This is a genomic window from Rudaea sp., from assembly GCF_057139185.1.
Map to the genome: position 1 here is coordinate 1 of NZ_DBNHDN010000024.1, position 18,188 is coordinate 18,188.

Below are 18,188 nucleotides of genomic sequence, written 5' to 3' on the forward strand. Positions count from 1 at the left end.
GGCTCTCCCGACACCGCTGGCGATGATGCCCGAATCGGCACGCCCGCAGGTGCGCCACCAGTGCGGCGCAAGGCTCGCCGACGAGGCGCGCGCCGCGTATGCGCAGGCAGGCGTCGAAGCGAGTGTCGAGCCGTTCATCGACGACATGGCGGCCGCCTATGCGTGGGCCGACTTCGTCGTCTGCCGTGCCGGCGCGCTGACGATTGCCGAGCTGTGCGCGGCCGGCATCGGCTCGCTGCTCGTGCCGTTTCCGTTCGCGGTGGACGATCACCAGACGCGCAACGCAATGTGGATGGTGGAGCACGGCGCGGCGCAATCGGTGCAGGAAAGCAAGGTCGACGCCTCGCCCCTGGGACCGGTTCTGCGCATCCGGGAACGTCGCGCATCGTTGTTGAAGGCAGCTGAAGCCGCGCGTGCCCTGGCCAAGCCGCTGGCCGCCGCGAACATCGCCGATATCTGCCTGCAGGTGGCATCCGCATGACTCCGCAGATCGCAGACACCCGCTCGGACTGGATCCGCGAGTCCTCGCGTCGCGTGCACTTCGTCGGCATCGGCGGCGCGGGCATGAGCGGCATTGCCGAGGTGCTGCACAACCTCGGCTACAAGGTCACCGGTTCGGACAAGGCCGATTCCGCGGTGACGCGGCACCTGTCCGCACTCGGCATCAAGATCCACAAGACACACAAGGCCGGCAACGTCGACAAGGCCGATGCGGTCGTCGTGTCGAGCGCGATCAAGGCCGACAATCCCGAGGTGCTTGCCGCGCGCGAACGCCGCCTGCCGGTGATGCCGCGCGCCGAGATGCTCGGCGAACTCATGCGCTTCCGCCGCGGCATCGCCGTCGCCGGCACGCACGGCAAGACGACGACGACGAGTCTCGTCGCCTCGGTGCTCGCCGAAGGCGGGCTCGATCCGACCTTCGTCATCGGCGGCCAGCTGCTCGCCGCGGCGACGCATGCGCGCCTCGGCACGGGCGACTACCTCGTCGCCGAGGCGGACGAGAGCGACGGTTCGTTCCTGATGCTCAATCCGGTGATCGCGATCGTCACCAACATCGACGCCGATCATCTCGAGAACTACGGTGGCGATTTCGCCCAGGTGAAGAAGGCGTTCGACGATTTCCTGCATCGTCTGCCGTTCTACGGCGTCGCCGTGCTCTGCATCGACGATGCCGAAGTCGCGAAACTCGCCGCAACGACGACGCGGCGCATGCTCACCTACGGCACGCACAAGAGCGCCGACGTGCGCGCGAGCCGCGTCACCCAGGACGGGGGACGCATGCGCTTCGATCTGCATCTGCCCGAGCAGAAGAAGCCGCTCGCAGTCACCCTCAATCTGCCGGGCCTGCACAACGTCAAGAACGCGCTCGCCGCGGCCGCGGTCGGCTGGCAGCTCGGCGTCGAGGCGAAGGTGATCGCGGCGGCGCTGGCGAATTTCCAGGGCGTCGGCCGGCGCTTCCAGATGCGCGGCGAGATCGCGCTGGGGGGCTCGGCAAAGAGCAAGGGCAAAGCCCTGCTCGTCGACGACTACGGCCACCATCCGCGCGAGCTTGCCGCGGTGTTTGCGGCGGCCCGCGGCGGCTGGCCTGCGCGCCGCCTCGTCGTCGCGTTCCAGCCGCACCGCTACACGCGCACGCGCGACCTGCTCGACGACTTCGCCAACGTGCTCAGCGAGGTCGACGTGCTCGTGCTGACCGAGGTCTATCCGGCCGGCGAGGCGCCGATCGCGGGCGCCGACGGCCGCGCGCTCGCGCGCGCGGTGCGCGCGCGCAACAAGGTCGTGCCGGTGCTGGTCGGGCATCCGCGCGAGTTGAAGAACATGCTGCCGGGCCTGCTGCGCGACGGCGATCTCGTCCTCGTCATGGGCGCGGGCGACATCGGCGCTGCGGTGGGCGAGCTGGCGGCGCTGGCTCCGGTCGAAGCGAAGAAATCCAGAAGTGGAAAAGTAAAGTGATGCGCATCATCGACGCAAAGCAGTTCGGCCGGGTCGCCGTGGTCATGGGCGGAGTCAGCGCGGAACGCGAGGTTTCGCTCGACTCCGGCCGCAACGTGCTCGCCGCGCTCAAGGCGCGCGGAGTCGATGCGCAGGCGATCGATGGCATCCCGGCGCTGCTCGATGCGCTGCGCGCGGGGCACTTCGCGCGCGTGTTCAACATCCTGCACGGCGGCGATGGCGAAGACGGCGTGCTGCAGGGTGCGCTCAAGTCGCTGCGCGTGCCGGTGACCGGTTCCGGCGTGCTCGGCTCGGCGCTGACCCTCGACAAGATCCGCACCAAGCAGGTCTGGCAGGCAGTCGGCCTGCCGACGCCACGCTATGTGCGTCATCGCGCCGGCGACAACATCGGTTGCGCGATCGACACGCTCGGAATGCCGGTGGTAGTCAAACCCTCGCATGAAGGCTCCAGCGTCGGCATCACGCGCGTGCGCCGCGAAACCGATCTGGCCGCGGCCGTGGAGCTGGCGACGCGCTACGACGGCGAGCTCGTCGTCGAGGAACTGATCGAAGGCGACGAGTTCACCGTCGGCGTCCTTCAAGGCGAAGCCCTGCCGTCGATCCGCATCGTGCCGAAGGGCGAGTTCTACGATTACCACGCCAAGTACGTTTCCGACGAAACGCAGTACATCTGCCCCGGTCTCGACGAGGCGGGCGAAAGCGAGATCCGCGATCTCGCCTTGCGTGCGTTCCAGGCGGCCGGCTGCTCCGGCTGGGGTCGCGTCGATGTCATGCGCGACCGCTCCGGCAAGTTCTTCCTGCTCGAAGTGAACACGACCCCGGGCATGACCAGCCACTCGCTCGTGCCGAAGGCCGCGCGCGCGATCGGCATCGAGTTCGAGGAGTTGGTGTGGCGGATTCTGGAGACGAGTTTTGATCGGGACTCGGGACTCGGGACTCGGCATCCGGAAAAGCCGGCTTCTGTCGAGTCCCGAATCCCGAGTCCCGAGTCCCGCGGCGATGCGGAGCCTCGCCCATGAACCGTACCGTCCTCACACTGTTCGCCTGGGTGATCGCGCTGAGCCTGATCGGCCTGCCGGTCGTCGGCGTGCTCAACGGCTGGTTCGCGCAGGAGCGCTGGCCGATCCGCAACCTGCAGGTCGAGGCCGAGTTCAACCACGTCGGCGCGGAACAGATCCGCGCGGTGACGAAGAACTACCTCGGCACCGGCTTCTTTGCGATCAAGCTCGACGACGTGCGCTCCGCGGTCGCGGCGCTGCCGTGGGTCGAGCGCGTCGAGGTGCGCAAGCGCTGGCCGGACACGCTGGAGATGCGTGTGCTCGAGCAGCAACCGTTCGCGCGCTGGGGCGACAAGCAACTGATCGGCCGCAACGGGTCGCTGTTTTCCGCGCCCGGCACCGAGACGATCCAGGGCCTGCCGCAACTTTCCGGCCCCGATGCGGCGCTTGCGGACGTGATCGACTTCTACCAGAAGACGCTGACCACGCTCAGCGGCAGCGGACTGGCGTTGGCCGGGGTCTCGCTGTCGGCGCGCGGCAGTTGGGCGATCAATCTGGTCGACGGCTCGGAGATCCTGCTCGGCCAGCGCGACATCGACGAGCACCTGCGGCGCTTCCTCGACGTGTTCCCGCGTCTGGCCGCCGGACGCGGCACGAACGTATTCGCGCGCGCCGACCTGCGCTACGCCAACGGCTTCGCGATCCGCTGGCTCGCGGCCGCGCCGGGCCCGCCCCCCAATCCAGACAAACCCGTCGCGCCGCCGAGGCCGCCGGCGCAGAGGTCCACATGAAGCACAAAGCGGAAAAATCCCTGATCGTCGGACTCGACGTCGGTACTTCGAAGGTCGTTGCGATCGTCGGCGAGTACGCGCCGGGCGAACCGGTCGAGATCATCGGCATCGGCTCGCACACCTCGCATGGCCTCAAGCGCGGCGTGGTCGTCGACATCGAATCGACCGTGCAGTCGATCCAGCGCGCGGTCGAGGAAGCCGAGCTGATGGCAGGTTGCGAGATTCGTTCGGTCTACGCCGGCATCTCGGGCAGCCATATCCTCGGCCGCAATTCGCACGGCACCGCGCCGATCCGCGAGCGCGAAGTCACCCAGGGCGACATCGACCACGTGCTCGACGCCGCCTGCGCCGTGGCGATCCCGGCCGACCAGCGCGTTCTTTACAAGGAGCCGCAGGAGTTCGTCATCGACGGCCAGGAGGACATCCGCCATCCGATCGGCATGAGCGGGGTGCGTCTGGAGGCGAACGTGCACATCGTCACCGGCGCGGTCAGCGCGGCGCAGAACATCACCAAATGCGTGAACCGCTGCGGCTTGCAGGTCGACGATCTGATTCCGGGTGCGATCGCATCGAGCAAGGCCATTCTCGTGCAGGACGAGCGCGAACTCGGCGTCTGCCTCGTCGACATCGGTGCCGGCACCACGGACATTTCCATCTTCACCCAGGGCGCGATCCGCCACACGGCGAGCCTGCCGATCGGCGGCGACCAGGTGACCAACGACATCGCCCAGGGCTTCCGCACGCCGACCGCGCATGCCGAAGAGATCAAGGTCAAATACGCCTGCGCGCTGGCCCAGCTCGCGCACGCGGAGGAGACGATCCAGGTGCCGAGCGTCGGCGACCGGCCGCCGCGGCGACTGGCGCGGCAGACGCTGGCCGAGTGGGTGCAACCGCGCTACGAAGAACTGTTCGGCATGGTCCAGGCGGAATTGCGCCGCTCGGGTTACGAGTCGCTGGTCGCGGCCGGCATCGTGCTGACCGGCGGCGGCGCCAAGATGGAAGGCGTGATCGAGCTGGCTGAAGAGGTGTTTCACCTGCCCGTGCGCGTGGGCCTGCCGCAGCACGTTACCGGTCTGGCCGACGTGGTCAGCAATCCCATCCACGCGACCGGCGTGGGCCTGCTGCTTTACGGCAGCCGTCAGGACGGCAGTTCGCGTACGCCCGGGAGTTCCGTCGCCGGCAACGTCGGCAACTTCTGGGGCAAGGTCAAGCATTGGGTGAAGGGAGAGTTTTAGCGCCCGATCCCGCATCGGAAGCAGGGACGAAGAGCAAGGCGGTGCGCACGGAGCGTGCCGCGGATCCGAAACGGATCCACTTCGCGATGGCACATGTGCCTGTCCGTCGCGGGGCCGGGGCGGCGCGGAGCGCTGCAGCCGGTGATCGATAACAACATCCAGCAACACACTACTAGCGGAGGTAAGGGAAATGTTCGAACTCGTGGAAAAACTCGCACCGAATGCGGTCATCAAGGTCATCGGCGTCGGCGGCGGCGGCGGCAACGCGGTCAGCCACATGGTCCAGTCCGCCATCGAAGGCGTCGACTTCGTCTGCGCGAACACCGATGCGCAGGCGCTGAAGAAAACCGGCGCAAAACTGACCCTGCAGCTCGGCGGCAACGTGACCAAAGGCCTGGGCGCGGGCGCGAACCCGGAAGTCGGCCGCCAGGCCGCGCTCGAAGACCGTGAGCGCATCGTCGAGCTGCTGCAGGGCGCCGACATGGTGTTCATCACGGCCGGCATGGGCGGTGGCACCGGCACCGGCGCGGCGCCGGTCGTGGCGCAGCTGGCCAAGGAGCTCGGCATTCTCACCGTGGCGGTGGTGACCAAGCCGTTCCCGTTCGAAGGCCGTCGCCGCATGCAGGTGGCGATGAAGGGCATCGAAGACCTTTCGCAGTACGTCGACTCGCTGATCACCGTGCCGAACGAGAAGCTGCTCAGCGTGCTCGGTCATGACGTGACCATGGTGTCGGCGCTGAAGTCGGCCGACGACGTGCTGCTCGGCGCGGTGCAGGGCATTTCCGACCTGATCACGCGTCCCGGCCTGATCAACGTCGACTTCGCCGACGTGCGCACGGTCATGTCCGAGATGGGCTTCGCGATGATGGGTACGGGCATCGCGCGCGGCGACGACCGCGCCGTGGCCGCGGCCGAGGCGGCGATCAACAATCCGCTGCTCGAGGACGTCAACCTGTCCGGCGCCTGCGGCATCCTCGTCAACGTCACTGCGGGTCCGAACCTGACCATGCGCGAGTTCGACGAAATCGGCCAGGTCGTCCACCAGTTCGCTTCCGAGGACGCGACCGTGGTCATCGGCACGGCGATCGACCAGGAAATGCAGGACAACGTCCGCGTCACCGTCGTCGCCACGGGGCTCAACCGCAACGCGGCACGCCAGCATGCGCGTCGCGAGGAGCCGATGGTTGCCGCGCGCCCGCATCTGGTCAAGCGCACCGGCACCGACAATATGCCGGTGTACGACGACTACATCCAGCCGGTGCGTACCTCGCCGTCGCGCACCGTGGCCGCGGTGGCGGAGGCGGCGCCGATGGCCGATACCCAGGTGGATTACCTCGACATTCCGGCATTCCTGCGTCGTCAGGCGGACTGAAAAAGGCGGTGCGTCTTGCGGCGAAGGATGCCGGCAGACAGGGCCTGCCTCCGCGGCCCCGGGCTTCGTTGCGCGACGGCACAGTCGCGTAACGAATCCTTAACGGGATTCCGTGAGCGTCGGCTGACAGGGCCCGACGCTGGTACCATCTCGCGAAAGATGTATCCGCATATGTTGCGTCAACGCAACACCCGTAGGATTTTTCACACTGTTTTACTTTGCGCGGCAAAGTCGGTGTGTTAGGATTCCTGCCGTTTTTGTCCGCTCCTGCCCCAGGGGTCATAAGAAAAATGATCAAACAACGTACGCTCAAAAATGTCATCCGGGCGACGGGTGTTGGTCTGCATACGGGCGAAAAGGTTTACATGACGCTGCGTCCTGCGGCTGTCGACACCGGCATCGTGTTTCGCCGCGTGGACCTTGCGCAGCCGATGGAGATCCGCTCCCGCAGCGAAAACATCGGCGATACGCGTTTGTCCAGCACCCTGGTCAAGGACGGCGTGCGCATCGCGACCATCGAGCACCTGCTTTCCGCTTTTGCCGGCCTCGGCATCGACAATGCCTACGTCGACCTGTCCGCACCCGAAGTGCCGATCATGGACGGCAGCGCCGGGCCGTTCGTCTTCCTGCTGCAGTCGGCGGGGATCGAGGAACAGGCCGCGGCCAAGCGCTTCGTCCGCATCAAGAAGCCGGTCGTCGTGCGCGAAGGCGACAAATGGGCGCGCTTCGAGCCGTTCGACGGTTTCAAGGTCGGCTTCTCGATCGATTTCGACCATCCGATCTTCACCCGCCGTACCTCCAAGGCCGAGATCGACTTCTCGACGACCTCGTTCGTCAAGGAAGTTTCGCGTGCGCGCACCTTCGGCTTCATGCGCGACATCGAAATGCTGCGCGAGAAGAACCTCGCCCTCGGCGGCTCGATGGACAACGCGATCGTGCTTGACGACTACCGCGTGCTCAACGAAGACGGCCTGCGCTACGAGGACGAGTTCGTCAAACACAAGATTCTCGACGCGATCGGCGACCTGTACCTGCTGGGCCACAGCCTCATCGGCGCGTTCTACGGCCACAAGTCCGGCCACGAATTGAACAACAAGCTGCTGCGCGCGTTGATGGCCGACGCCAAGGCCTGGGAGGAAGTGAGCTTCCCGGACCAGGCCAAGGCGCCGATTTCGTACGCCCACCCCGCGCAGGCGGTATGAATGCAATCATCCGTGATTGCGAAAGTCAAAAAACAGCCATCCATGGCTGCACTTTTCAATTGAAAGCTGCTTTGTAGGCAGCGCTGGAAAACTACTCGGCCAGGGATGCCAGCTTGAGGTATGCCGCCCGGAGTTCCGGGTCGGCAAGGGACCGAGCCACTTGCCGCAGATGTTCGGCGCTGGCTTTGGAAAGAGGTTTGTGCTTTGCCGGCTCCCGGGGGACGGGAGGCAGGGCAGCCACTTTCACAGCGAATTTCTCGATCGGCAGGCCCGACGTCGTGCGGGCCTGGGCGAGGATTGCGTTCTGATGAAGACGCAACTTCGCCGCCCAGGCCGGGGAACTCGCCAGAAAGACGATCCGCCCGGATTGCACGGTCGCCAGACGGCATTGGCGGCGCAGCGCGTCCGGCAGCGGTTGGCGCAGTTGACGATCGAGCGCATGCAGGGCGCGCGCCCGCGCAAGCAGGGCGGCGACGGGAGCCGATTCGCCGATGGCCCGGGCGACAGGTCCGGGCTTTGAAGGCGGTGCGGCAAGCCCGGCCCTGGCGGGTGTGGCCTGTTTGCGGGCCGGCGATCGATGGTCTGGCTGCATGGCGTAAACCGAAGCGCGGCGGGCGGGGCCCGACGTCGCGTACAGAGAATTCATTGCGAAACGATGAACATCATAATCGTCGCAAAATCCAACGCAATGCCGGCCACACTCGATCTGAAGTGCTGGCGCACGCGCTGCAAGATCATCGGCGCGGTCGCAGGCTGTGCATTGTTCTGTGTCGGCATCGGCGTGGTTGCCGCCAGCATCGTCAGCAACAGTCGCGATCGCGCGCTGCGTGATGTCGCCGCGATACGCGACACGATCGGCAGGCAGCAGGGCGACATCAACCGGCTCGAAACGGCCTCGCGCCGCGACATGGATGCGCTCGCGCTGCAGCTCGGCGCGCTGCAGGCCCAGGCGACGCGGCTCAACGCGCTTGGCGAACGGCTCACCGAAATCGGCAAGCTCGGCGACGGCGAATTCGATTTCACCAAGCCGCCGGCGCTGGGTGGCGCAGAGGATCCGGCCGCGGCCCCGCATACGCTCGATTTCGATCTCGCCGGCAACATCGACACGTTGCGCGACCAGTTCGCCATGCAGGAAACCCAGCTGACCGTGCTCGAGAACCTGTTGCTCGACCGCAAGGCGCGCAACGCGCTCGTGCCCAGCGGCTACCCGGTGGCGACCAGCTACATCGGCTCGCCGTTCGGCTCGCGCGTCGACCCGATCAACGGCCAGATGGAAACGCACCTGGGCCTGGACTTCGATGCCGAGATCGGCAGCGACATCAAGGCCGTGGCGGCCGGGGTCGTCTCGTTCGTCGGCGACAGGGCGGGTTACGGTCATGTCGTCGAGATCGACCACGGCAACGGCTACATGACGCGCTATGCGCACAACTCGGCCAACCTCGTTCAGATGGGCGAGCGCGTGAATTTCGGCCAGGTCATCGCCAAGGTGGGTTCGACCGGGCGTTCGACCGGCCCGCATTGCCATTTCGAGGTCTGGCTCAACGGCAAGGCGGTCAATCCCTACGCGTACGTGAAGGGCAAGATCAAGCCGGTGTGAGGCCGGCAAGCGCGCGGCGAGCAATGGGGCGGCGGGTGGAACGACGCGGCCCGCCGTCGCTCGCGCCGCTTGTTGCCGGGCCGTTCGTCCTTCGCCCAAGAGCTTGAAAGCGCACTCGGGTAGCCCAATTCATCTATAATGCGCACTGGCCGCCGGGTGTACTAGGCGGCTTTTGTTTTCCGGCCCCAAGAAAAATACATTGCCCATGTTCAACCGCATCCTCACCGGCATTTTCGGCAGTCGCAACGAACGTCTGATCAAACAGATGCAGAAGTCGGTCGCGAAAATCAACGCGCTCGAGCCTTCGTTGCAGGCGCTGTCCGACGAGGAGTTGCGCGCGCGCACCGACGCGCTGAAGGCGCGTCTTGCCGCCGGGGAAACGGTCAACGACATCCTGCCCGATGCTTTCGCCACGGTGCGCGAAGCCTCGCGGCGCGTGCTCGGCATGCGCCATTACGACGTGCAGATGATCGGCGGCATGGTGCTCAACTCCGGCCGCATCGCCGAGATGCGTACCGGCGAAGGCAAAACCCTGGTCGCGACGCTGCCGGTGTACCTGAACGCGCTCGAAGGCAAGGGCGTGCACGTCGTCACCGTCAACGACTACCTCGCGCGCCGCGACGCGGCGTGGATGGGCAAGGTCTACAACTTCCTCGGCCTTTCCGTCGGCGTCGTCTATCCGGGCATGGACCATGCCGACAAGCACGCCGCCTACGCCGCCGACATCACCTACGGCACCAACAACGAATACGGCTTCGACTACCTGCGCGACAACATGGCGCTGTCGAAGGAACAACGCTACCAGCGCGGCCTGCACTACGCGATCGTCGACGAGGTCGACTCGATCCTGATCGACGAAGCGCGCACGCCGCTGATCATCTCCGGGCCGTCCGACGACTCGCCGCAGCTCTACGCGCGCATCAACCGCATCGTGCCGAAGCTGAGCCGGCAGGAAACCGAGGAAGGCGCCGGCGACTACTACGTCGACGAAAAGCAGAAACAGGTGCACCTGTCCGAAGAGGGCATGGAGCACGCCGACCAGGTGCTGCGCGCCGACGGCATCATCGGCGCCGACGAATCGCTGTACGACCCCAAGCATCTCGCCGTCGTCCATCACCTCAATGCCGCGCTGCGCGCGAACGCGCTGTATCGCCGCGACCAGGAATACATCGTGCGCGACGGCGAGGTCATCATCGTCGACGAATTCACCGGCCGCACGCTCGCCGGCCGGCGCTGGTCGGACGGCCTGCACCAGGCGGTCGAGGCCAAGGAAGGCGTGCCGATCCAGCGCGAGAACCAGACCCTCGCCTCGATCACGTTCCAGAACTACTTCCGCATGTACAAGAAGCTGTCCGGCATGACCGGCACGGCCGACACCGAAGCCTACGAGTTCCAGCAGATCTACGGCCTCGAGGTCGTCGTCATCCCGACGCACAAGCCGATGGTGCGCCGCGACAACCAGGACATCGTTTTCCTCAAGCAGCCGTACAAGTTCGAGGCGGTGATCGAGGACATCAAGGAATGCCATCGGCGCGGCCAGCCCGTGCTCGTCGGCACGACCTCGATCGAGACGTCCGAGCTGCTCGCCAACCTGCTCGACAAAGCCATGCCGCCGGTTCCGCACGAAGTGCTCAACGCCAAGCAGCACGAGCGCGAGGCGCAGATCGTCGCCCAGGCCGGCCGCCCCGGCGCGGTGACGATCGCGACCAACATGGCCGGCCGCGGCACCGACATCGTGCTCGGCGGCTCGCTCGAAGCCGAGCTCGCCGCGCTGCCCGAGGACGCGACCGACGCCGACCGCGAGGCGCTCAAGGCCGACTGGAAGCAGCGCCACGAGCAGGTGCTCGCCGCCGGCGGCCTGCACATCATCGGCACCGAACGCCACGAGTCGCGCCGCATCGACAACCAGCTGCGCGGCCGTTCCGGCCGCCAGGGCGACCCGGGCTCGAGCCGCTTCTACCTGTCGCTCGACGACTCGCTCATGCGCATCTTCGCGCCCGACTGGGTGACGCGCTGGATGCAGCTGTTCGGCATGAAGGAACACGAGGCGCTCGAAGACAAGATGATCACGCGCGTGATCGAGAAGTCGCAGCGCAAGGTCGAAGCGCACAACTTCGACATCCGCAAGAACCTGCTCGAGTTCGACGACACCTCCAACGACCAGCGCAAGGTCGTCTACCAGCAGCGCAACGAGCTGCTCGACGCGAACGACGTCAGCGAGAACATCGTCAACATCCGCTACGACGTGATCAGCGATCTCGTGCGCCGCCATGTGCCGGCGGACAGCGTCGACGAGCAGTGGGATCTCGCCGGCCTCGACCGCGCGCTGCAGTCCGAGTTCGGCATGCAGCTGGACGTGAAACATTGGGCCGAGAGCCAGCACGATCTCAGCTCCGACGGCATCCGCGACCACGTCATCGAGGAGGTCGATCGCTACTTCCGCGAGAAGGACGCGCAGTACGGCTCGGAAATCATGCGCGCGGCGGAGAAGTTCTTCCTGCTGCAGGTGCTCGACCAGCACTGGAAGGAGCACCTCGCGAGCATGGACTACCTGCGCCAGGGCATCTACCTGCGCGGCTACGCGCAGAAGCAGCCGAAGCAGGAGTTCAAGAGCGAAGGCTTCACCCTGTTCCAGGCGATGCTCGAGCGGGTCAAGGTCGAGGTGATCCAGCGTCTGGCCATGCTGCGCATCCGCAGCGAGGAAGAAGTCGCCGCGCTCGAAGAGCAGCAGCGCCGCGAGCAGGAGCGCCGCGCGCTCGAATTCCAGCACGCCGACGCGGCGCCGCTGGCCGCGGAAGGCGCGGCGCTGTCGAACGAGGGCGTGCCGCCGCCGCCGCAAGGCCCGGTCGTGCGCGACGCGCCCAAGGTCGGCCGCAACGATCCGTGCCCGTGCGGTTCGGGCAAGAAGTACAAGCAGTGCCACGGCCGGTTGGCCTAGTTTTTCCCTTCTCCATCCCGGAAAAGGCGGCGCGAAGCGCCGGATGATGGTTTGGCATCGGCAAGGGACCATCCATGGCGCGTGTTCCGATCGGCATCCTGCCCCACCCTCAGTTGCCGCACGCGATGCCGTTCGAGGCATCGCGCGAGCGCGGCGACTTCGACCACGTCGTTGCCGGAATCCTGAGCGACCGCGACGGCCGCGTGCTGCTTGCGCAGCGCCCGTCCGGCAAGCACTCGGCCGGGCTGTGGGAGTTCCCCGGCGGCAAGATCGAGCCGGGCGAAACCGCGCACGCCGCGTTGCGCCGCGAACTGCACGAAGAGATCGGCGTCGACATCGGCGCGAGCGAACCGCTGATCGGCGTGCCGTGGGACTTCGGCGACAAATCCATCTTCCTCGACGTGCATCGCGTGCGCGACTTTGCCGGCACGCCGCACGGGCGCGAAGGGCAGGCGCTCGCCTGGCATCGCGCCGAGGAACTCGCCGGCATCGCCATGCCGCCGCCCGACCGCCCGGTCGTCGCCGCGCTGCGCCTGCCGTCGTGCTACGCGATCACGCCCGAACCGGGCGACGACGACGCCGTGTTTCTCGCCCGCATCGAGCGCGCGCTGGCCGACGGCGTGCGCCTGCTGCAACTGCGCGCGAAGACGCTCGCGCGTGCGCGCCTGCACGCGCTCGCGCGCGCGGCGCACGCGCGCACGCGCGCGGCGGGCGCCACGCTGCTGCTCAACGCGCATCCCGATCTCGTGCGCGAACTCGACCTCGACGGAGTGCATCTGCCGTCCGCCGCACTGCTGCGGCTGGACGCGCGGCCGCTGCCGCGCGAACGCTGGGTCGCCGCGTCCTGCCACGATGCGCACGAGCTTGCGCATGCGCAGGCGATCGGCGTCGATTTCGCCGTGCTCGCCCCGGTGCTGCCTACGCGCAGCCATGCGCACGCGCCGGCCCTGGGTTGGGATCGTTTCGCCGGCCTCTGCCGGCAGGCGCCGTTGCCGGTTTATGCGCTGGGCGGCCTCGGTGCGAACGATGTGGCGACCGCGCGCGCGCACGGCGCGCAGGGCGTCGCCGGCATCTCAGGATTTTTTGCCGGCTGAAAGCGCGCGGTAGCGCCGGTCGAGGAGCGCGGCGATGCGCGGCAGGGCATCGGGCGGGCCGCTGTTGTCGATCACGTCGTCGGCCAGCGCGAGCCGTTGCGCGCGCGTCGCCTGCGTACTCAGTGCGCGCCGCGCGTAGTCCTCGCTCATGCCGTCGCGCAGCGTCAGGCGCGCGAGCTGCGCCGCGCGCGGCACGTCGACGACGAGCACGCGGTCGACCCAGTCGTAGGCTTGCGCCGATTCGGCGTAGAGCGGAATCGCGAGCAGGCAGTATGGCGCCGCGCAGGCGCGCGCGCGCGACCGCAACTCGTCGCGCACGCGCGGATGCAGGATCGCCTCGAGCCGCTTGCGCGCGCCCTCGTCGTCGAAGATGCGTTCGCGCATGCGTGCGCGGTCGAGTTCGCCGGCTGCGTTCAACATGTCGGCGCCGAATGCCGCGACGATTTCGGCCAGAGCCGGTTGCCCCGGCGCGACGAGTTCGCGCGCGATCGCATCGGCATCGAACACCGGCGCGCCGAGTTCGGCGAAGCGGTCGGTCAGCGTCGTCTTGCCCGAGGCGATGCCGCCGGTGACGACCACCGCGAACGACGACGCTTTCATCTCAAGGGCACCTCGAAAAACCGTAGCGAGCGAATTCCCGGGCGCGGCAGTTTTTTCGAGATGCCGTCACGGAAACGCGAACAGATGCCGGTACAGCGCCAGTATCTCGCTGCCGAACACGAACTGCACCCAGCCCGCGGCGGCAAGAAACGGCCCGAACGGGATCGGCGTGGCGCGATCGCGCCCCTGCACCGCGAGCATCGTGCCGCCGACCACCGCGCCGATCAGCGAGGACAACAGCACGATCGGCAGCAGCGCCCACGGCCCCATCCAGGCGCCGAGCGCGGCGAGCAGCTTGAAGTCGCCGTAGCCCATGCCTTCCTTGCCGGTGAGCAACTTGAAGCCCCAGTACACCGACCACAGCGAAACATAGCCGATCGCCGCGCCGACGATCGCTGCCGGCGCGGCGATGAAAAACGGCACGAGCGCGACCAGCAGGCCGAGCCAGAGCAGCGGCAGGGTGATCTGGTCGGGCAGCAGCTGGGTGCGCACGTCGATGCCGGCGAGCGCGATCAGCGCCCAGGTGAGCAGCAGCCCGGCGGCCGCCGGCCAGGTCGCGCCGAACTTGTACACGACCAGCGCCGAGCAGATCGCGGCGAGCAGTTCGACCAGCGGATACTGCGCCGAAATCTTCGCGCCGCAATGCCGGCAGCGCCCGCGCAGCGCGAGCCAGCTCAGCAGCGGAATGTTTTCCAGCGCGCCGAGCGCGTGCTTGCACTGCGGGCAATGCGAAGCCTGCCGCACCAGCCCCGGCGGCGCCGGTTCGGCGCCGGCGTCGAGTTCGAGCAGCTCGCGGCCCTGCTCGCGCCACTGGTGCATCAGCCGCGCCGGCAGGCGCAGGATGACGACGTTGAGGAAACTGCCGACGAGCAGGCCGAGCAAGGCGGCCAGGGCCACGGCCGCGCCGGGTATCGCGAACAGTTCCTGCATGCAGCGAGTCTCAGAGTAAAACCGTGGCGGGCGAAGGGCCGGTCTTGTTCAGGATCGGGCGCGTCGCCGGAGCGCAGGAACCGGAGCATACACGCGAGTATGCGGGGATTCCGAGCACCGCCGGCGCGCAAGCCATCGAGCGTAGCAGGTTTTCAGCCGACCACGTTGCCGAGCTGGAAGATCGGCAGGTACATCGCCACGACCATGCCGCCGACGACGAGGCCGATGATGATCATGATGAACGGCTCGAGCAGGCTGGACAGCGCATCGACCGCGTTGCTGACTTCCTGCTCGTAGAACTCGGCGACCTTGAACAGCATCGTGTCCAGCGCGCCGGCCTCCTCGCCGATGGCGACCATCTGCACGACCATGTTCGGGAACAGCGCGGTCTGCTTCATGGCGAATTGCAATTGATGGCCGACGGCGACGTCGCCGCGGATCTTCTTCACCGCCTCGTTGTAGATCGGGCTGCCGGTCGCGGTCGACACCGAGTCCAGCGCCTCGACCAGTGGCACGCCGGCCTTGAAGGTGACGCCGAGCGTGCGCGCGAAGCGCGCGATCGCCGACTGGGTCAGGATCTGCCCGACCACCGGAATCTTCAGCGAGGCGCGCGCGATGAAGTGGGCGAACTTCGGCGAGCGTTTGTACAGGAGCATGATGCCGGCGATCGTGCCGACGACAATGACGATCATGATCAGCCAGTGCTGGGTGACGAAGCGCGACAGGTTCACGTACAGCAGCGTGAACGCCGGCAGCTTGGCGCCGAAGTTGGCGAACACCGATTCGAACTGCGGGATGACGAAGATCAGCAGGATCAGGGTGACGATGAAGGCGACCGCCATCACCGCGGCCGGGTAGAACATGGCCTTCTTGACCTTGCCCTTGATCGCCTCGATGTTTTCCTTGTAGGTGGCCACGGTGTCGAGCACGGTATCGAGCACGCCCGCGCTCTCGCCGGCCTTGACCAGGTTGGTGAACAGCTCGTCGAACTGCAGCGGGTACTTGCGCATCGCCTCGGCCAGCGAGGCGCCGCCCTCGATATTGGTCTTGACGTCGAGCAGCATGTTCTTCATGCGCGGGTTGGCCTGGCCGTTGGCGATGATGTCCAGGCCCTGCACCAGCGGCACGCCGGCCGACATCATCACCGCGATCTGGCGGCTGAACACGGCGATCTCGCGCGGCTTGATCGTGCGCCCGGCCGCGCCGAACAGCGGCTTGGGCTTGGGCTTGATCGTGCTCGCGTTGATGCCGCGGCGGCGCAGGTCGCTCTTGAGCAGCGCGGCGGACTTCGCCACCTCCTCGCCTTTCATCTTCTTGCCGCGTGCGTCGGTGCCGAACCAGACGAAGGTCAGGTTCTGGTTGACCTGGGCGCGGGCGCGGCCGAGGTCGGCGGCGCTGGGCTTGCTGCGGGTGGTGGTTGCCACGGTGGCCATGGGCGATGCTCGAGCCTGCTGGGGTGACGGCCAAGAGTACATTAACCACAGCAAGAAAAATGCGTGCCAATAGGGAAATTCCCCCTGTCCACGCCTCAACCCCTCCCCGGCGCCGCGCGCCGTGCCCCAGGCTTCAGCCCCTTTCCCGCGAGGGGAGGGGCAACGGCCCCGGCCCGCTTCCGGCTCCGTTGCGCAACCGCAACGGCGGACAGAACCGCTCAGTCCTTGGTCACGCGGTTGATCTCGGCCAGGCTGGTCACGCGCTGCTTGACCTTGAGCAGGGCCGAGCCGCGCAGGTCGCGCACGCCCGAGGCCTTGGCCGCAGCGGCGATGTCGAGCATGTTGCCGCCCTTCAAGATGATCTTGCTGATCGGCTCGTTGATCGGCATCACCTGGTAGATGCCGGTGCGGCCCTTGTAGCCCTCGTTGCACATCGAGCAGCCGATCGCGTCGAAGACCTGCAGGTCCTTGACGTCGTCCGGGCTGAAACCCTCGGCGAGCAGGCTTTCCGGCGGCAGCACGATCGGCTTCTTGCACTCGTGCAGGCGGCGGGCGAGGCGCTGCGCCACGACCAGGGTCAGCGCCGAGGTGATGTTGTACGGCGCGATGCCCATGTTCATCAGGCGCGACACGGTCTGCGGCGCATCGTTGGTGTGCAGGGTCGACAGCACCATGTGGCCGGTCTGCGCGGCCTTGATCGCGATCTCGGCGGTTTCCAGGTCGCGGATCTCGCCGACCATGATCACGTCCGGGTCCTGGCGCAGGAACGCGCGCAGGGCGACGGCGAAGGTCATGCCGCGCTTGACGTTCTGCTGCACCTGGTTGACGCCCTGCAGGCGGATTTCGACCGGGTCCTCGACCGTGGAGATGTTGCGCCCCTCGACGTTGAGGATGTTGAGCGCGGTGTACAGCGACACGGTCTTGCCCGAGCCGGTCGGGCCGGTGACCACGACCATGCCGTACGGCTTCTGGATCGCGTTGACGAACAGTTCCTTCTGGTCGTCCTCGTAGCCGAGCTTCTCGATGCCGAGGCGCGCGACCGAGGCATCGAGGATGCGCAGCACGATTTTCTCGCCGAACAGGGTCGGGCAGCTCGACACGCGGAAGTCGACCGCCTTGGTCTTGGACAGGTTGAGCTTGATGCGCCCGTCCTGCGGAATGCGCCGCTCGGAAATGTCGAGGCCCGACATCACCTTGAGGCGCGAGGCGATGCGCGCGGCCATCTTCGACGGCGGCGAGGTCACCGCGCGCAGCATGCCGTCCATGCGAAAGCGCACGCGGTAGTGGTTTTCGAACGGCTCGAAATGAATGTCCGAGGCGCCGCGCTTGATCGCGTCGACCAGCACCTTGTTGACGAACTTGACCACGGGCGTGTCGTTGCCCTTGGCGTCTACGCCGGTGTCGGCGTCGTCCTCGCCGATGTCGCCGATGACGAGTTTCTCGAGGCCGCCGGCGACGTCGTCGAGCGCGTTGAAGCCCGCATCGCCCATGCTGTAGGCCTGGTCGATCAGGCGCGAGAGCTGCTCGGTGTCGATCAGCACCGGTTCGACCGAGGTCTTGGCGTGGAACTTGACGTCGTCGAGCGCGCGCGTGTTGGTCGGGTCGGCGGTGGCGACGAACACGCGCGCGCCGCGGCGGAAGATCGGCAGCACCTGGTGCTTGTTGGCGAGGTCTTCGCTGATCAGGTTCTGCGGAATCTGGGCGAGGTCGATGGCCTCGGCGTCGAGCAGCGGAATGCCGAATTCCTCGGAATTGACCAGGGCGAGCTGGGCGCTGCTGACCAGGTTGCGTTCCAGCAGCAGGCTTGCGATCGGGATTTTCTGCTTCAGCGCGGCGTCGTTGGCGCGGCGGGCGTCGTTCTCCGAGAGCAGGCCCTGCAGCACCAGGCGCCTGGCAACACCGGTCAACCCGACCAGTGCGGAGCCGGCGTCGGCTGTGGGTGCGCTCATCGTCGTGGTCATGCCAGGCCCGGGACAGTTTTGCCCGAGTATAGCAGCCCGCGACCGGGGCAAGACCCGTAGCCCGGATGCCGCCGCACCGCGGCG

General features: G+C 67.0%; 15 protein-coding genes. 10 read left to right on the plus strand and 5 right to left on the minus strand.

Annotated elements, in window-relative coordinates; translation table 11 throughout:
- From AC16HO_RS08155 to lpxC, 7 genes are all read left to right on the plus strand, one after another.
- The coding region (locus AC16HO_RS08155) for a UDP-N-acetylglucosamine--N-acetylmuramyl-(pentapeptide) pyrophosphoryl-undecaprenol N-acetylglucosamine transferase (RefSeq protein ID WP_484335371.1) at nt 1-481 on the plus strand (481 nt) is incomplete at its 5' end.
- A complete protein-coding gene (murC, locus tag AC16HO_RS08160; RefSeq protein ID WP_395641645.1) occupies nt 478-1,953 on the plus strand; it encodes a UDP-N-acetylmuramate--L-alanine ligase in 1,476 nt (491 codons plus the stop codon). The genes AC16HO_RS08155 and murC, both read left to right, overlap by 4 nt.
- Nucleotides 1,953-2,972 carry a D-alanine--D-alanine ligase gene (locus AC16HO_RS08165; protein WP_395641679.1) on the plus strand — a complete coding sequence of 340 codons (1,020 nt, stop codon included), beginning with the start codon at nt 1,953-1,955 and terminating at the stop codon, nt 2,970-2,972. Before murC ends, AC16HO_RS08165 begins: the two co-directional genes overlap by 1 nt.
- Nucleotides 2,969-3,742: a cell division protein FtsQ/DivIB gene (locus AC16HO_RS08170; protein WP_395641646.1), complete on the plus strand. Its 774-nt coding sequence runs from the start codon at nt 2,969-2,971 to the stop codon at nt 3,740-3,742. Before AC16HO_RS08165 ends, AC16HO_RS08170 begins: the two co-directional genes overlap by 4 nt.
- Complete coding sequence (gene ftsA / locus AC16HO_RS08175) at nt 3,739-4,977, plus strand: cell division protein FtsA (RefSeq protein WP_395641647.1); 1,239 nt, start codon at nt 3,739-3,741, stop codon at nt 4,975-4,977. The genes AC16HO_RS08170 and ftsA overlap by 4 nt, the downstream gene beginning before the upstream one ends.
- Nucleotides 4,978-5,167: 190 nt before the next feature.
- Nucleotides 5,168-6,349 carry a cell division protein FtsZ gene (gene ftsZ, locus AC16HO_RS08180; protein WP_395641648.1) on the plus strand — a complete coding sequence of 394 codons (1,182 nt, stop codon included), beginning with the start codon at nt 5,168-5,170 and terminating at the stop codon, nt 6,347-6,349.
- Nucleotides 6,350-6,639: 290 nt separating this feature from the next.
- The gene (gene lpxC / locus AC16HO_RS08185; protein WP_395641649.1) at nt 6,640-7,551 is read left to right on the plus strand and encodes a UDP-3-O-acyl-N-acetylglucosamine deacetylase; all 912 of its coding nucleotides are present in this window, start codon (nt 6,640-6,642) and stop codon (nt 7,549-7,551) included.
- Between the two features lie 91 nt (nt 7,552-7,642).
- Here the strand turns inward: lpxC and AC16HO_RS08190 are convergent, their stop codons facing one another.
- On the minus strand, nt 7,643-8,197 hold the full coding sequence (locus tag AC16HO_RS08190) for a DciA family protein (protein ID WP_395641650.1): 555 nt from the start codon (nt 8,195-8,197) through the stop codon (nt 7,643-7,645).
- Between the two features lie 9 nt (nt 8,198-8,206).
- Here AC16HO_RS08190 and AC16HO_RS08195 point away from each other — a divergent pair, with 9 nt between their 5' ends.
- The 3 genes from AC16HO_RS08195 to AC16HO_RS08205 all read left to right on the plus strand — a co-directional run bounded on the left by AC16HO_RS08195 (nt 8,207) and on the right by AC16HO_RS08205 (nt 13,180).
- Nucleotides 8,207-9,148: a M23 family metallopeptidase gene (locus AC16HO_RS08195; protein WP_395641651.1), complete on the plus strand. Its 942-nt coding sequence runs from the start codon at nt 8,207-8,209 to the stop codon at nt 9,146-9,148.
- Nucleotides 9,149-9,353: 205 nt separating this feature from the next.
- Entirely contained in the window at nt 9,354-12,086 is a 2,733-nt protein-coding gene (secA, locus tag AC16HO_RS08200; RefSeq protein ID WP_395641652.1) for a preprotein translocase subunit SecA, read from the plus strand.
- A 125-nt stretch (nt 12,087-12,211) separates the two neighbouring features.
- Entirely contained in the window at nt 12,212-13,180 is a 969-nt protein-coding gene (locus tag AC16HO_RS08205) for a Nudix family hydrolase (RefSeq protein ID WP_395641680.1), read from the plus strand.
- Here the strand turns inward: AC16HO_RS08205 and coaE are convergent.
- The 4 genes from coaE to pilB form a co-directional block, all read right to left on the minus strand.
- Entirely contained in the window at nt 13,160-13,780 is a 621-nt protein-coding gene (gene coaE, locus AC16HO_RS08210) for a dephospho-CoA kinase (RefSeq protein WP_395641653.1), read from the minus strand. The two genes, AC16HO_RS08205 and coaE, sit on opposite strands and share 21 nt — an antisense overlap.
- 66 nt (nt 13,781-13,846) lie before the next feature.
- Nucleotides 13,847-14,710, minus strand: a complete 864-nt coding sequence (locus AC16HO_RS08215; RefSeq protein ID WP_395641654.1) for a prepilin peptidase — start codon at nt 14,708-14,710, stop codon at nt 13,847-13,849.
- 152 nt (nt 14,711-14,862) lie between these two features.
- On the minus strand, nt 14,863-16,143 hold the full coding sequence (locus AC16HO_RS08220) for a type II secretion system F family protein (protein WP_395641655.1): 1,281 nt from the start codon (nt 16,141-16,143) through the stop codon (nt 14,863-14,865).
- Nucleotides 16,144-16,361: 218 nt separating this feature from the next.
- Entirely contained in the window at nt 16,362-18,092 is a 1,731-nt protein-coding gene (gene pilB / locus AC16HO_RS08225) for a type IV-A pilus assembly ATPase PilB (RefSeq protein ID WP_484335372.1), read from the minus strand.
- Nucleotides 18,093-18,188 lie beyond the last annotated feature (96 nt).

Excerpts from the sequence above, each read along its gene's own strand:
- lpxC (WP_395641649.1), top strand. The coding sequence starts at position 6,640 with ATGATCAAACAACGTACGCTCAAAAATGTCATCCGGGCGACGGGTGTT.
- coaE (WP_395641653.1), bottom strand. The coding sequence starts at position 13,780 with ATGAAAGCGTCGTCGTTCGCGGTGGTCGTCACCGGCGGCATCGCCTCG.
- AC16HO_RS08165 (WP_395641679.1), top strand. The coding sequence starts at position 1,953 with ATGCGCATCATCGACGCAAAGCAGTTCGGCCGGGTCGCCGTGGTCATG.
- AC16HO_RS08215 (WP_395641654.1), bottom strand. The coding sequence starts at position 14,710 with ATGCAGGAACTGTTCGCGATACCCGGCGCGGCCGTGGCCCTGGCCGCC.
- AC16HO_RS08220 (WP_395641655.1), bottom strand. The coding sequence starts at position 16,143 with ATGGCCACCGTGGCAACCACCACCCGCAGCAAGCCCAGCGCCGCCGAC.
- AC16HO_RS08195 (WP_395641651.1), top strand. The coding sequence starts at position 8,207 with ATGAACATCATAATCGTCGCAAAATCCAACGCAATGCCGGCCACACTC.
- murC (WP_395641645.1), top strand. The coding sequence starts at position 478 with ATGACTCCGCAGATCGCAGACACCCGCTCGGACTGGATCCGCGAGTCC.
- AC16HO_RS08205 (WP_395641680.1), top strand. The coding sequence starts at position 12,212 with ATGCCGTTCGAGGCATCGCGCGAGCGCGGCGACTTCGACCACGTCGTT.
- AC16HO_RS08170 (WP_395641646.1), top strand. The coding sequence starts at position 2,969 with ATGAACCGTACCGTCCTCACACTGTTCGCCTGGGTGATCGCGCTGAGC.
- secA (WP_395641652.1), top strand. The coding sequence starts at position 9,354 with ATGTTCAACCGCATCCTCACCGGCATTTTCGGCAGTCGCAACGAACGT.
- pilB (WP_484335372.1), bottom strand. The coding sequence starts at position 18,092 with ATGAGCGCACCCACAGCCGACGCCGGCTCCGCACTGGTCGGGTTGACC.
- ftsZ (WP_395641648.1), top strand. The coding sequence starts at position 5,168 with ATGTTCGAACTCGTGGAAAAACTCGCACCGAATGCGGTCATCAAGGTC.
- ftsA (WP_395641647.1), top strand. The coding sequence starts at position 3,739 with ATGAAGCACAAAGCGGAAAAATCCCTGATCGTCGGACTCGACGTCGGT.
- AC16HO_RS08190 (WP_395641650.1), bottom strand. The coding sequence starts at position 8,197 with ATGAATTCTCTGTACGCGACGTCGGGCCCCGCCCGCCGCGCTTCGGTT.